11 protein-coding genes are annotated in these 15,056 nt (G+C 35.8%); 5 read left to right on the forward strand and 6 right to left on the reverse strand.

The window, feature by feature from the left end; all coding sequences use genetic code 11:
• Positions 1-268: 268 nt before the first annotated feature.
• From gyrA to OCV73_RS04270, 3 genes are all read left to right on the forward strand, one after another.
• Positions 269-2,761 (forward strand): DNA gyrase subunit A, encoded by a 2,493-nt coding sequence (gene gyrA, locus OCV73_RS04260; RefSeq protein WP_147549366.1) that lies wholly within the window; start codon positions 269-271, stop codon positions 2,759-2,761.
• A 27-nt stretch (positions 2,762-2,788) separates the two neighbouring features.
• Complete coding sequence (locus OCV73_RS04265) at positions 2,789-4,051, forward strand: tetratricopeptide repeat protein (RefSeq protein ID WP_243764645.1); 1,263 nt, start codon at positions 2,789-2,791, stop codon at positions 4,049-4,051.
• 325 nt (positions 4,052-4,376) lie between these two features.
• Positions 4,377-5,501, forward strand: coding sequence for a class I SAM-dependent methyltransferase (locus OCV73_RS04270; RefSeq protein ID WP_167551205.1), 1,125 nt, complete (start codon positions 4,377-4,379; stop codon positions 5,499-5,501).
• On the opposite strand, the gene smpB is transcribed toward OCV73_RS04270, so the two are convergent.
• Positions 5,502-5,954 carry an SsrA-binding protein gene (smpB, locus tag OCV73_RS04275; RefSeq protein WP_147549374.1) on the reverse strand — a complete coding sequence of 151 codons (453 nt, stop codon included), beginning with the start codon at positions 5,952-5,954 and terminating at the stop codon, positions 5,502-5,504.
• 7 nt (positions 5,955-5,961) lie between these two features.
• Complete coding sequence (locus tag OCV73_RS04280) at positions 5,962-6,510, reverse strand: hypothetical protein (protein WP_147549377.1); 549 nt, start codon at positions 6,508-6,510, stop codon at positions 5,962-5,964.
• A gap of 149 nt (positions 6,511-6,659) precedes the next feature.
• Here OCV73_RS04280 and OCV73_RS04285 point away from each other — a divergent pair, with 149 nt between their 5' ends.
• Positions 6,660-7,859, forward strand: coding sequence for a pyridoxal phosphate-dependent aminotransferase (locus OCV73_RS04285; protein ID WP_147549380.1), 1,200 nt, complete (start codon positions 6,660-6,662; stop codon positions 7,857-7,859).
• On the forward strand, positions 7,856-9,103 hold the full coding sequence (locus OCV73_RS04290; protein ID WP_147549382.1) for an ABC transporter permease: 1,248 nt from the start codon (positions 7,856-7,858) through the stop codon (positions 9,101-9,103). The genes OCV73_RS04285 and OCV73_RS04290 overlap by 4 nt, the downstream gene beginning before the upstream one ends.
• On the opposite strand, the gene OCV73_RS04295 is transcribed toward OCV73_RS04290, so the two are convergent.
• From OCV73_RS04295 to OCV73_RS04310, 4 genes are all read right to left on the reverse strand, one after another.
• A complete protein-coding gene (locus OCV73_RS04295; protein WP_147549385.1) occupies positions 9,104-10,981 on the reverse strand; it encodes a TonB-dependent receptor plug domain-containing protein in 1,878 nt (625 codons plus the stop codon).
• A 121-nt stretch (positions 10,982-11,102) separates the two neighbouring features.
• Positions 11,103-12,458 carry a Na+/H+ antiporter NhaA gene (gene nhaA / locus OCV73_RS04300; RefSeq protein WP_147549387.1) on the reverse strand — a complete coding sequence of 452 codons (1,356 nt, stop codon included), beginning with the start codon at positions 12,456-12,458 and terminating at the stop codon, positions 11,103-11,105.
• A 106-nt stretch (positions 12,459-12,564) separates the two neighbouring features.
• Complete coding sequence (gene lepA / locus OCV73_RS04305; RefSeq protein ID WP_147549390.1) at positions 12,565-14,352, reverse strand: translation elongation factor 4; 1,788 nt, start codon at positions 14,350-14,352, stop codon at positions 12,565-12,567.
• Positions 14,353-14,500: 148 nt separating this feature from the next.
• Positions 14,501-15,049, reverse strand: coding sequence for an NADH peroxidase (locus OCV73_RS04310; protein ID WP_147549393.1), 549 nt, complete (start codon positions 15,047-15,049; stop codon positions 14,501-14,503).
• Positions 15,050-15,056: the final 7 nt, after the last annotated feature.

Raw genomic sequence — 15,056 nt, forward strand, 5'->3', positions numbered from 1 at the left:
ATTTTTATTGTCGTATTGCCATTTACAATATTATTAAATATTCAGTACAAATATTGTGCCGATTATTTCTAAAATCGCATCTTTTTTCTTTTGACTAAATAACAACTGTGAACAAAAAATGGTTATCTTTGTACGCCACTTAATTTAAAAGTGGAAGTTTTGGCAAGGATAAACAGGAATTTCTCCTGTTTTTAATTTGTCCGAAAACTAATTGAAAAAATAATTAGAAACAGAATAGTAATTTAATGTGTAACCAATCTTTTTTTTAATGGTTGATCAAGATAAAATTATAAAAATAAACATTGAAAACGAAATGAAATCATCGTATATCGATTATTCGATGTCGGTGATTGTTGCTCGTGCTTTACCGGATGTAAGAGATGGATTTAAACCGGTGCATCGTCGTGTTTTATTTGGAATGGAAAAGTTGGGTAATACGTATGACAAACCCACAAAGAAATCGGCTAGAATAGTCGGAGAGGTATTAGGTAAATATCACCCTCATGGAGATTCTTCCGTATATTTAGCCATGGTACGTATGGCACAAGAATGGTCTTTACGTTATCCTTTAGTAGATGGCCAGGGTAATTTCGGTTCGATCGACGGCGATGGTCCGGCTGCAATGCGTTACACTGAAGCCCGCCTTTCTAAAATAGCAGAAGAAATGCTGCGCGACATTGACAAGAATACGGTCGATTTTGTTCCCAATTTTGACAATACACTTAAAGAACCTACTGTATTACCCACCCGTATTCCCAATTTATTGATTAACGGGGCATCCGGTATAGCTGTAGGTATGGCAACCAATATGCCACCTCACAATCTGACAGAAGTCATAGACGGTACGATCGCTTTAATTGACAATAGGGAGATAGAAATATCGGAATTGATGCATTTCATTAAAGCGCCGGATTTTCCTACCGGAGGATATATCTATGGCTATAATGGCGTAAAGGATGCTTATGAAACAGGCCGTGGACGTGTGGTAATGCGTGCGAAAGCCGAAATTGAAAGCGATGAAAATAAAGATACTATTATCGTTACAGAAATACCTTATGGAGTCAATAAGGCTGAAATGATAAAAAATATTGCCGAGCTTGTAGAAGAAAAACGCCTGGATGGTATATCCAATATCAATGATGAATCGGATAAAGATGGCATGCGCATTGTTATTGACGTTAAACGGGATGCAAACGCAAACGTTGTACTCAATAAACTATACAAACTGACCGCATTGCAAACTTCGTTCAGTGTGAACAATATAGCACTAATCAATGGACGTCCTCAAATATTAAATTTAAAGCAAATTTTAGAAGCATTTGTCGACCATCGTCATGAAGTTGTCATTAGGCGCACCCAATATGAACTGGAACAGGCACAAAAGAGAGCTCATATACTGGAAGGCCTTATCATTGCCAGTGATAATATGGACGAAGTTATACAAATTATTCGTTCATCAAAGAATCCGGAAGAAGCTCGTACACGTTTGATCGAACGGTTCGGGCTAAGTGAGGAACAGTCTCAGGCTATTGTCGAGATGCGTTTGCGTCAATTAACTGGACTGGAACAAAATAAATTACATGCAGAATTTAAAGAACTCATGGAGATGATTAAACGTTATAATGAAATCCTTTCCGATGAAAATGTTTGCATGCAAGTAGTAAAAGACGAATTAATAGAAATACGGGATAAATACGGAGACAACCGTAAGAGCGAAATTATATATGCTTCGGAAGAATTCAATGCAGAAGATTTCTATTCAGATGATGAAATGATTATTACAATATCACATCTGGGATATATTAAAAGAACTCCGCTTACTGAATTCAGGGCTCAGAACAGAGGTGGCGTAGGAGCAAAAGGTAGTGATACCAGAGACGAGGATTTTATTGAATATATATATCCTGCTTCTATGCATAATTACATGTTGTTCTTTACCCAAAAAGGACGTTGCTTCTGGCTAAAAGTTTATGAGATACCTGAAGGAACTAAGAATTCGAAAGGTCGTGCTATACAAAACATGTTGAATATAGACTCCGATGATAAAGTAAATGCGTTCATACGTGTAAAACAGTTACAAGAACCTGAGTATAATAATTCCCATTATCTTATGTTCTGTACCAAAAACGGCGTGATCAAGAAAACTAAGCTGGAAGCTTATTCGCGTCCGAGGCAGAATGGAGTGAATGCAATTACAATTCGGGAAGATGATCAGGTTATTCAGGTACGTCTCACTAATGGAGACAGCCAGATTATTATGGCTAACAAACACGGACGTGCAATTCGTTTCCACGAAAGCACCGTAAGAGAAATGGGCCGTAATGCAACAGGTGTAAGAGGAATGACACTGGATGGCAAAGACGATGAAGTCATAGGAATGATTTGCATGAAAGATCTTGATAAAGAAACTATTATGGTCGTTTCAGAACAAGGATATGGAAAGCGTTCCGAGATAGAAGACTATCGAATAACCAATCGTGGCGGTAAAGGTGTAAAAACCTTGAATATCACCGATAAAACAGGTAATCTGGTCGCCATAAAAAATGTTACGGATGAAAATGACCTGGTAATTATTAACAAATCAGGCATAACTCTTCGTATGAAAGTCGCAGATGTAAGAGTTATGGGACGCGCCACTCAAGGGGTGAAACTTATCAATCTTGAAAAAAGAAATGATGAAATAGCATCGGTGTGTAAAGTTTTGTCGGAAAGTGTAAGTGAAGATATGCAAAACGACGAAATAACGGAAGTAGCAGAATAATTTATTAAATTTTTAAATAGACAGACGATGAGAAAAACATTATTATCAGCCGTATTATTACTCTCATGTGTATGTATGTACGGACAAAAAAAATCTGTAAATGCCGCTTTCTCTCAGGCAAAAATGGATACCCCGGACTTTACCGAGGCCAGAAGATTAATCAACGAAGCTCTTGTTAACGAAGAAACCAAAGACGATGCAAAAACGTGGTATGTAGCCGGTTTCATCGAAAACAAATTTTTCGAACTTGAGATGAATAAAAAAATAATAGGGAAGGAGGCTAATGAAGCAGAAATGTATCAGGCACTTGAAAAAAGTACGGATCTTTTTAATAAAGCATTAGCTTTGGACACATTGCCTAATGAAAAAGGTAAAGTGAAACCCCGTTATCTGAAAGATATTCGTAATAATTTCAAAAATAACCTGGATAATTATGCGAATGCCGGTATCTATTATTTCAATGGAAAAGATTTCAAGAAAGCCTATGATATATGGACTGATTATGTGAATATCACAAAAATGCCTATCATGGACAAGCAAGAAATGCCGGCAGATTCTATAGTAGGACAAATACGATATAACGCAGCTATTGCTGCTCTCCAGTCCGGAGATCATCAATTAGCGATAAAAGCCCTCAGCGACGCCCGTAACGGTGGTTATAATGAAAATGACGTATATAAGTTCCTCGTGTATGAATACGAACAAACAAAAGATACGGTAAACTTAATCAACACATTGAAAGAAGGCGACCAACGTTTCAAAAATGAAATGGTAGAAGTTACAGACGAACAAGGTAATGTTTCCATGCAAAAAGAGAATACATATATATTGAAGCTTATAAACCTATATATTTACCGTTCTCAGTTTGACGATGCTATAAAAGCTCTTGATGTTGTGATAGCAGAAAATCCTACAAATGCAGACTATTGGAATGTAAAAGGTAGTTTATATGAAGCTCAGAAGAATATGGATCAGGCTGTAGAATGTTTTCTAAAAGCTATCGAAATCAGTCCTAATATGCCTGAAGCTTTAGGTAACTTAGGCCGTATATACTTTAATCAGGCGATACAGCGTAATAATGAAATCAGCGAATTATCTGATAATGCACAATATACAAAAGCAAAAGATGAAGAAGTTCTTCCATTATTCAAAAAAGCATTACCTTATTATGAAAAAGCTCACAGTTTGAAGCCTAACGAAGATGAATATATGGTGGCACTACGTGGTATCTATTATAATCTCGGAGATGCAGAAAACCTTAAAAAGATAGAAGCCCAAATGGGATATTAAATTATTCTGTTAAAAATAAAAAAGAGCGGTACAGATAGTATCGTTCTTTTTTTATGCCGTAAAAATAAAAGATATAAATTATTTTTCATAGATATATGAACGGAGAGAGTGTTTTTTATATAGTCTCACATTCTACTTAACATAATATTAATTATAGGACAAAAAAATAAAGCAAAAAAGTAAGAATATTAAGGCCAGAAAAAAGATATTCGTTTTGAATAATTATCTTTGTTTAGATAATACGATAATATTAAATATGTACTATTCCAATTCATTTTTTAGATTTATAAAAGAAAATAAGAATGAGGATATTCAAAAGCTCCGTTTGAAAAAATGGAAGTGCAATGACTTTGATATATCATTTGCTATCGATCAAATTGAGATTCGGAAAAAAATAAAATCAAAATTGCCTACTTGGGCGGATGAATCGGAATTAATATTCCCCGGAACATTGAGTTTTGAACAATCATCATCAGAATTAACCGCCAGATATAAACAACTGTTTGTTTCGAAAGAAGATACAGTATGTGACCTTACCGGAGGTCTGGGTATAGATTCATATTATTTCGCCCTTAAAGCCAGATATGTAACATATTTGGAAAGAAATGAGGATTATTGTTCTATTGCAGAGTATAATTTCAAAAAACTATCTGTCGACAATATACAGGTAATTCATAGTGATTGCCGCGATTATCTGAAAAATACATCAGGGCAATTTGATGTTATATATATTGACCCGGCACGTAGAGGCAAGGAAAATAAGCGGCTGTATGCATTACAGGATTGTGAACCCGATATATTGGATATGATGTTTCTTTTACGGACAAAAGGAAAGAAAATAGTAATAAAAGCATCTCCTATGGTTGATATTACTCAGGTGCTTCGTTCTTTAAATTGCCCTGTTGAAACTCACGTATTATCTGTAAAAAATGAATGCAAGGAATTGATATTTTTTATTAATGGAATGAATGAGGGACTTTCGAAGATAACGTGTGCAGATATTAATGGAATAAATGAAACGGTGTTATATAACTTTTCTCCAGAAACAGAAAGGAGACTACCTACTCTATCATATTCTCAAAAAATACAAGCTTATTTGTATGAACCAAACAGTTCCATTATGAAAGCTGGAGCCTATAAATCTATTTCTATAGATTATAATATAGAAAAAATACATCCTAATAGTCATCTGTATACGTCTAATGCGTATGTAAAGAATTTTCCGGGAAGGCAATTCGAGGTTATTGAAACGGCCGATTTTACCGGACATGTATGTAAATATCTAAGACATAAATATCCCAAAGCCAATATATCTACACGAAATTTCTTTTTAAGTCCCGACGAATTGAAAAAAAAATTAAATATTAAAGACGGAGGAGACATTTATATTTTTGCCACCACCAGAATAGATAACAAAAAGATTCTGATTATTTGCAAAAAAGCTCAATAATCAGTGCTTCATGACACGATCCATTTGGCGTTTATCCTCCCGTTCTTTTATGGATTCTCGTTTGTCATACATCTTTTTACCTTTAGCAACGGCAATAATAACTTTAGCAAGCCCTTTATCATTGATAAAAACACGTGTCGGAATTATCGAAAATCCATTATCTTTTATATTTCGTTCTATTTTTTGTAATTCCTTCTTGGTAAGTAATAATTTTCTGTCTCTCCGGGCCTGATGATTATTATATGTACCGTAAAAATATTCTGATATATACATATTTTTAACCCAAAGCTCTCCATTATTTATGAAACAAAATGTATCCGTCAGTCCGGCTTTACCTAAACGTATTGACTTTATTTCTGTTCCTGTCAGTACAATACCGGCTGTAAGAGTATCTAAAATTTCGTAATCGAACGAGGCTCGCTTATTTTTTATATTTATTTGAGGTAATTTCATATATAATTTATTTGTTCAATCCCGGTAATATCATGTACAAAACCATCTGTACTACCATCGGTGATAATAATACTATTATGGAAAATATAATGTAGGAGAAGCCTTTTTCAGCTTTTATGCCAATAAAAGTACCTCCTTTCCAGGCTACATAAATAACATAAAGAGGAGCTAGCTCCAGAAACGAGATTCCAGGTAATATATTCATGAATATAGTAACTACCATAGGAATAGATAACAAATATCCGGTATATTTTTGCGCTCTTTTTATATTATTTTCTATTCCGTAAAATCTGGAAGCACATTCATTTATCAAATAAGCTGCTATGAAGAATCCTATAAAATATTTGACGAATATGATAGTAAAACCCTGCAAAACCTGTTGCAACGTATAGCTGTCGGTTACTAATCTGATGAAAACCGATGCAGATGTAATACCCATTACGGGATATAAAAATCTGTTCAGGAATAAATTATAATCTATGTTTCGTTCATTTATATTATTCCACGCTTTTTCCGGTGTACAAATAAGCTGTAATATGATCTTTATGTTGTTCATCGTGATAATGTCTTTTAAGTTACAAAAATAGTAATAATCCTTCAATATTTCAGACGTATTATTCTAATTTCATAATATAAAAGAAAATGCTTGTATTGTCGGCTCTTTTATAATAATTTTGTAAGATAATTTAGTTCAAGAATAAAAGAATGCCAATAATATCAAAACGCGGAATAATAATGCCCGCCTCCCCTATCCGGAAATTAGTGCCATTGGCAAATAAAGCCAAAGAAAAGGGGACCAGGGTTTATCATCTAAATATAGGACAACCAGATCTGCCCACCCCCGAAAAAGGCCTGGAGGCAATTCGTAATATTGACAGGAAAGTTCTTGAATATAGTCCCAGTGAAGGTATATCCAGCCTTAGAAAAAAACTGGTTGAGTATTATAAAAAATTCAGTATTCATGTTACTGAAGATGATATAATCATCACCACAGGAGGATCGGAAGCTGTATTATTCTCTTTCATGGCCTGTTTGGATCCAGGAGATGAAATAATTGTTCCCGAACCAGCATACGCCAATTATATGGCTTTTGCCATATCTGCCGGAGCCGTGATTAAAACATTGCCGTCTTCCATAGAAGAAGGCTTTGCTCTTCCCTCGATCGAAAAATTCGAAGCTTTAATTACATCCCGTACAAAAGGAATACTTATTTGTAACCCTAATAATCCCACAGGCTATCTGTATACTCAAAAAGAGATGAATCAGATACGAGATTTAGTTAAGAGATATGATTTGTTCCTTTTTTCCGACGAAGTTTACAGAGAATTCTGTTATACAGGAGCCCCTTACATTTCGGCTTTTCATCTCGAAGGAATCGAAGAACAAGTGGTATTGATCGATTCTGTTTCAAAACGGTATAGCGAGTGCGGGATACGTATAGGGGCTCTCATTACTAAGCATAAAGAGCTGAAAAAAAATGTAATGAAATTTTGCCAAGCTCGTTTAAGCCCACCTCTCATAGGGCAACTTATTGCCGAAGCATCTATTGATGCTCCGGATAAATATATGCTCGACACATATAACGAATACGTCGAAAGAAGAAAATTCCTTATTGATGGTTTGAATCGCATTCCAGGTTGTTATTCACCTATACCCATGGGGGCTTTTTACACTGTAGCAAGGCTTCCTGTAGATGATGCCGACAAATTCTGCGAATGGTGTTTGTCAGAATTCGAATACGAAGGTCAGACTATCTTCATGGCACCTGCATCCGGTTTTTACACTACTCCGGGCTTAGGTAAAGATGAAGTTCGCTTGGCTTATGTACTTAAAAAAGAAGATCTGGCGAACGCATTGATTGTTCTGAGAAAAGCATTGGAAAGCTACCCGGGCCGAACTATATGAATTGGGAATTATACATAGCCAAACGCATACATTTCAGCAAAGAAGATAAGAAAAAAGTGTCTCCTCCGGCTATTCGCATAGCTATAGCCGGAGTAGCGATAGGTCTTGCCGTTATGATTCTCGCTGTAGCGATAGTTATAGGTTTTAAAAAAGAAATAAGGAGTAAGGTCATAGGTTTTTCATCCCATATACAAATTACAGCTTTTGATAATAATTTGTCATATGAGACAAGTCCGGTACAATATAATGATAGTTTAAAAGATGTTCTTTATACATATAATGAAATAGAATATGTAGAACCTTATGCTACAAAGCCAGGTATACTTAAAACAGATACGGATTTCTTCGGCATAGCTTTGAAAGGAATAAACAAGGATTACGACTTGACTTTTTTTCGTAATAACCTGATATCTGGTAAAATACCGAATATAGGTCAGGATTCTGTTATTTCAAAAGAAATTCTTGTTTCTAAAATAATAGCCGATAAAATGGGGCTTGCAGTCGGAGATGAAATATTATGTTATTTCATTCAGGATAATGTAAGAGCCCGTAAAATGGTTGTTTCCGGGATATATCAGACTAATTTTACAGAATACGACAAATTATTTATTCTGGGAGACGTACGGCAAATACAACAACTCAATCAATGGACAGAAGACCAGTTCAGTGGTATCGAAATAAGGATAAAAGATTTTTCTAAACTGGATGATATCGCTTATGATTTGTATTCCGATCTTATTATAAAGCCTGATGATTACGGAGAACATTATTATGTAAAATCGGTAAAAGCAATGAATCCTCAATTATTCAGTTGGTTAGATCTGTTGGATATGAATGTATGGATAATACTTATACTCATGTCATTGGTAGCAGGTTTCACAATGATTTCCGGTTTACTTATTATCATTCTGGAACGTACCAATATGATAGGAATATTAAAAGCCTTGGGTGCTGATAATTTTTCCATCCGCAAAATATTTCTTTATGTCTCTGTATTCTTAATAGGGAAAGGATTAATATGGGGAAATATAATAGGCCTCACTCTCTGTTTTATACAATCTTACTTTAAAATCGTAAAACTAGATCCTGAAGCCTATTATATACCTGCAGTACCGATCGAACTAAATGTTTTATATATTTTGTTGCTGAATATTGCCTGTATATTTATTTCTTTGTTGATGCTTGTTGGGCCTTCGTATTTGGTATCTCTGATAAGACCTGCCAAATCAATTAAATACGAGTAATTATATCTTAAAGTTGACTCCTCCCATAAATATGGCACCAGGCATGGGAAATCCTTCGTTTATACTATAAATATGTCCTGTCAGATTTTCTCCTTTGGCAAATACGGTCATTCTAATATTATGCTTTAACTTCCATTGATAGGCCAATCTAGCATTCAGTAACGTAAAATCAACCTCTCTTGGATTTTCTCCAACCGTATACATATCGAAAATAGATTGCACATTCACAGTCGCACTAAATCCTCTCAAGTTGAAAATCACCGCAGCAAATAACTTATGTTTAGGAGCAGCTTGTAATATTTTATTAGAATGCAAATAACTGTAATTCATATCTACATTCCACATAGAAGAAATATTATAAGCAGCCTCTATTTCGTATCCTTTATTCACGAAAGAACCTGTATTTCTATTTTGAGGCCTGCCATCCTCTCTTACTGTTTCAATCATATTTTTGCCGTCAATCCAGAATAATGTAAGAGCTGTGTACAGTTTTCTATCTAAAAAAAATTGACCGGCTGAAATTTCATAATTATACATGTATTCAGGATTTAAGTCAGGATTAGCAGGTTTAAACATATAGAGCTCGCGCAAATTAGGGCTTCGGTAGCCTTTGGAAAACGATGCTTTTAATGTATTTCCTTCTACAGGGTGGTATATGATACCGGCCTGTGGTATCCATTCTCCTCCAAACTGATCGTTATATTCATATCTGACACCTGCATTCAAATATAATTTGTCCCATAGTTTCTGTTGCATAATAACATATCCGGCAATTTCGTCAATCGATTTATTTACTAACGTAGCCTTATTCCCATTTATGCTGTCATTCCACGCTTTTCCTCCCCAGTTTTTGTAATCTATTCCTGCTGTCAAATCATTTCCGGTCCAGAGGTTGAAATTCTGATACAATAATATTCCGGCATTATGATCATCGGAATAAAACAGGTAACTCTGAGGTCTACCTCCATTGGCGGCATATCCGTCATTTATCTTATGATGCCCCCAGTTGTAAAAGGCTCTTAACGCACCGCTTGCTGTCGCTCCTGTATTCTCCATGGAAAAAGACGCCGTCCCCCTTTTCATATCAGCCCAGTTATCGATAAGCGGATTAAAATCTGCTCCGGGATTATACCCTTTGGATTGTGTTAATGCAACATAAGCCGACGTTTTCAAGAATTTATTAATTTCATATTGAAGGTTGAAGAACTCATTCGTGAGATGAAACCGGGAGTTTTTTCTGTGGCCGTCTGTCCTGTCATGATTAACGGTTATAAAGGCTTTAAACTTTCCTTGTTTTATTCCGGAATTTATCATATATTTTTGTGTGCCATAAGATCCGGCCATCATATTAGCTTCGGCAGATACACCTTCCTTATCCTGATTACGTGTTATTATATTGATGACCCCTCCCATAGCATTCGAACCATATAATAAAGAAGCCGGGCCTCTTACTACTTCAACTCGTTCTACTTCGCCAGAAACATATGTATCGGGTAATGCATGCCCGAAAACTCCGGCCCATTGAGGTTGCCCGTCAAAAAGAGTAAGAACTTTATTTCCCTGACCTACTCCACGTATATTTACCATACCTGCAGATCCGGTAGATATTCCGAATCCTGTTATTCCCCGCTGGGTAACAAACAATCCGGGTACTCGTTGGGATAAAATAGGTAATAATGCCGATTCGCTGCTCTCATCAATCACTTTACGGTCAATAACCGAGATGGTTAGAGGAGTATTATTTTTATCTTCCTTATATTTTGTTGCTGTAACTGTTACTTCATCAATTTGTAGCGTATCCCTTACTCCTGCTTTACTTGTGATGTTAAATATATTTACCGAAAAGATAAATAATAAAATAATAAACCTTTTTTGCATGGTGTTTAGCTTTGATATTCAGTATTTTACAAGAATAATTATAAAAAATAACTTTTTCTTATATATAAAAACAAAATGAATTCTATAAAGTTCAAATAATGTTTACAAGATAAAACTATTTTTATTCGATTTCCAGGTCTGAAGCTTCTTTAGGTAAAAATATCCTTAGCAACAGATAACCTACAAGTCCGGAAACAAGAGAACCTAATATAATACCGACTTTTGCATCATTTAGCAAAGTAAGTCCACCCTCTCCCATATTCTGAAAAGATAAATTAGCAATAAACATCGATACAGTAAAACCTATACCTCCTAAAAAAGAAACACCGGCTATTTGTTTCCAATTCGTTCGTTCGGGCATAGGCACTATTTTTGTTTTTACCGCTAAATATGAAAAAGAAAATATACCAAGAAATTTACCAGCAAAAAGACCCAATAATACTGCCAGGCTAATACCCTGAAATACCGAAGAAAATTCTATTCCAGAGAGAGATATCCCTGCATTGGCAAATGCAAATAGCGGAATAATCATATGATTTACAACCGGATGTAATGTATCTTCCAAATCCTGCAAAGGACTTATCACTTTATCTGAAGCAGATTCAATACATTTAAGCCAGTTCATTTGTTGTTTTGACAAAATCCGGGTGTCTTCTTCATTTTCCTGTACAGGAAAATTCTTCATCGTATTACGAATAGTCTGTATAAATTTAGGCGTATCCAGTACGGGTTTAGCAGGTACGCAGAATGCGACCAAAACCCCTGCAATTGTAGGATGTATGCCTGAATTCAGAAACAGAAACCATATAGCAGCGCCAAAAGTAATGTAAAACATTTTACTGTTCACATGTTTATATGCTCCAAAAAGTATGATCAGAAACAGCCCGGCCGCATAAAATAAATAAGTAAGCTCTATATGACTGGAATAAAATATGGCTATAACCAGTATACCTCCGATATCATCGACAACGGCCAGTGTCGTCAGGAATATTTTTAGAGCAATGGGAACTCTGCTTCCAAGCAGAGCAAGTACTCCTAACGAAAACGCAATATCTGTAGCCATAGGAATAGCACTTCCATGTAAATAATTACTGTCATGGCCTATAATCATAAACAATCCCACCGGAATGATCATTCCTCCGATAGCCGCTAATATGGGAAGTAAAGCCTGACGAATGGAAGATAATTCTCCGACTAGTACTTCACGTTTAATTTCGAGACCTATTGAAAAAAAGAATACAGCCATGAGAGCATCATTAATGAATTGCATAACACTCATAGACTGGGCTCCATGGCTAAAGAGGTTAAATGGCCCTATTTGCAATGCTACCGGTTGGTTCCACCATGAGAAATAATAAGTACTAAGCGGAGAATTAGCTACGACAAGAGCCAAGATAGTCGTGATAAAAAGAAGATTACCTCCACTCGTGTAATTCTTTATGGACTTGCGTATCGCAAATAAAGTGTCATTTCCCATAATTATAACCTAATTTAAATTACTAACAAAAAACAGGCCCTTCGGTTTTTTGTTCATTCAAAAAATTGAAAGGTCTGTGTTTTTCTTACGGATAAAATTATTTATGTTAATCGAGTTTTAAAACTGCAAGGAATGCTTTTTGAGGCACTTCTACAGAACCGATCTGTTTCATGCGTTTTTTCCCTTTTTTTTGTTTTTCCAATAATTTTCGTTTACGGCTAATGTCTCCTCCGTAACATTTTGCTGTAACGTCTTTACGGACTGCTTTAACTGTTTCCCGTGCAATTATTTTCGCACCTATAGCAGCTTGAATGGCTATATCAAACTGTTGTCGAGGTATCAATTCTTTTAATTTTTCACACATACGCCGTCCAAAGCTTACCGAATTATCCACATGGGTTAAAGTAGAAAGCGCATCTACTGATTCTCCATTCAGCAAGATATCTAATTTTACCAGTTTCGAAACTCTGAAATCATGTATATGATAGTCAAATGAAGCATACCCTTTCGAAATACTTTTCAGTTTGTCATAAAAATCTATAACGATTTCTCCTAACGGTATATCGTAAGTAAGCTCCACTCTATTCCCGGAAATATATTCCTGCTTAATAAGCTCTCCCCTTTTGCCTAAACAAAGAGACATAATCGGGCCTATATAATCCGCAGCAGTTATGATGGATGCTCTTATATACGGCTCTTCAATATAATCGATCAGGGTCGGGTCTGGCAATCCGGAAGGGTTATGCACTTCTGTCATATTTCCTTTCTTGTCATATACCTTATATGATACGTTGGGAACTGTTGTGATAACATCCATATCGAATTCACGGTCCAGACGTTCTTGTACAATCTCCATATGTAAAAGCCCCAAAAAGCCACATCGGAAACCAAATCCTAAAGCAACCGAAGATTCCGGCTGAAATGTCAGAGAAGCATCATTTAACTGTAATTTTTCCAAAGAAGTTCTCAAATTCTCAAAATCTTCACTCTCGATCGGATATACACCGGCAAAGACCATTGGTTTAACTTCTTCAAAGCCTTCAATGGCACGGGCACAAGGACGGTCTGTATGGGTAATAGTATCTCCGACTTTAACTTCTTTAGAAGTCTTGATGCCCGACATGATATATCCCACATCTCCGGTCTTTAATTCTTTACGCTCAACCATATCGAGCTTTAACACCCCTATTTCATCTGCGACATATTCTTTACCTGTTGCAACGAATTTTACCCGGTCACCTTTTCGTATAATGCCATTACAAACTTTAAAATAAGCGATTATACCACGAAACGAATTAAATACCGAATCGAAAATGAGACATTGCAACGGAGCATCTGGATCTCCTGCCGGAGGAGCAATCCTCTCAATGATCGCTTTAAGAATATCTTCTATTCCTATACCAGTCTTACCACTTGCTCTGATTATATCATCTCTTTTACAACCAAGCAGGTCTACTATCTGGTCTTCCACTTCATCGGGCATCGCACTTTCAAGATCTACTTTATTGATAACCGGAATTATTTCCAGATCATTCTCAATAGCCATATAGAGATTCGAAATTGTTTGCGCCTGAATTCCTTGCGTGGCATCAACTATAAGTAACGCACCTTCACAAGCAGCGATAGAACGGGATACTTCATAAGAAAAATCGACATGCCCCGGAGTATCAATCAAATTAAGTATATACTTTTCATTATTATATATATATTCCATCTGGATAGCATGACTTTTTATAGTAATGCCCCTTTCCCTTTCCAGATCCATATTATCCAAAACCTGATTTTGTAAATCCTTCGGCGCGATGGTTTTAGTATATTCCAGTAAACGGTCAGCCAATGTACTTTTGCCGTGGTCTATATGTGCAATGATACAAAAATTTCGAATATTCTTCATGAATGTTTCAATATATAACTATTGGAATCTAAAAAATGCGTACAAATATACAATTATTTTTTCTTTATATGAAATTTGCATATTTCACTCCTGTATACAAAAAAACCGCTTCTTAAAAGAAGCGGTTTTCAAAAATCATGTCATTTAATTATTTTTTGAAATAGCGATTATAAAGCCCTTCGAAAGCTTTACCATGACGAGCTTCATCTTTTGCCATTTCATGAACAGTATCATGAATTGCATCATAATTCAATTCTTTAGCACGTTTTGCAATACGCAATTTATCTGCACATGCTCCACATTCAGCTTCCATACGGGCTTTCAGATTCTTCTCGGTATTCCATACTACTTCGCCCAACAATTCAGCAAACTTGGCAGCATGTTCTGCTTCTTCCCATGCATAACGTTTATAGGCCTCTGCGATCTCGGGATATCCTTCACGATCGGCCTGACGGCTCATAGCCAAATACATGCCAACCTCTGTACATTCTCCCATAAAATGAGCTTTCAAGCCTTCCATAACTTCTGCATCTTCTACAATGCCATCGCCAATATGATGTTCAGCAACAAAATTCAAAGTAGCATTTTCTTCTACTTCTTTAAATTTAGAACGTGGTTGTTTACATTGAGGACAAAATTCTGGAGCTTCATCACCTTCGTGTACATATCCACATACTGTACAAATAAACTTTTTCATAATCATA

Origin of the sequence: Barnesiella propionica (genome assembly GCF_025567045.1) — a bacterium.
Taxonomy (GTDB): Bacteria; Bacteroidota; Bacteroidia; order Bacteroidales; family Barnesiellaceae; genus Barnesiella_B; species Barnesiella_B propionica.

What these genes read in the sequence shown, in the direction of transcription:
- gyrA (WP_147549366.1), top strand. Translation starts at nt 269, where the DNA reads ATGGTTGATCAAGATAAAATTATAAAAATAAACATTGAAAACGAAATG.
- OCV73_RS04265 (WP_243764645.1), top strand. Translation starts at nt 2,789, where the DNA reads ATGAGAAAAACATTATTATCAGCCGTATTATTACTCTCATGTGTATGT.
- smpB (WP_147549374.1), bottom strand. Translation starts at nt 5,954, where the DNA reads ATGAAATTACCTCAAATAAATATAAAAAATAAGCGAGCCTCGTTCGAT.
- OCV73_RS04280 (WP_147549377.1), bottom strand. Translation starts at nt 6,510, where the DNA reads ATGAACAACATAAAGATCATATTACAGCTTATTTGTACACCGGAAAAA.
- OCV73_RS04285 (WP_147549380.1), top strand. Translation starts at nt 6,660, where the DNA reads ATGCCAATAATATCAAAACGCGGAATAATAATGCCCGCCTCCCCTATC.
- OCV73_RS04290 (WP_147549382.1), top strand. Translation starts at nt 7,856, where the DNA reads ATGAATTGGGAATTATACATAGCCAAACGCATACATTTCAGCAAAGAA.
- OCV73_RS04295 (WP_147549385.1), bottom strand. Translation starts at nt 10,981, where the DNA reads ATGCAAAAAAGGTTTATTATTTTATTATTTATCTTTTCGGTAAATATA.
- nhaA (WP_147549387.1), bottom strand. Translation starts at nt 12,458, where the DNA reads ATGGGAAATGACACTTTATTTGCGATACGCAAGTCCATAAAGAATTAC.
- lepA (WP_147549390.1), bottom strand. Translation starts at nt 14,352, where the DNA reads ATGAAGAATATTCGAAATTTTTGTATCATTGCACATATAGACCACGGC.
- OCV73_RS04310 (WP_147549393.1), bottom strand. Translation starts at nt 15,049, where the DNA reads ATGAAAAAGTTTATTTGTACAGTATGTGGATATGTACACGAAGGTGAT.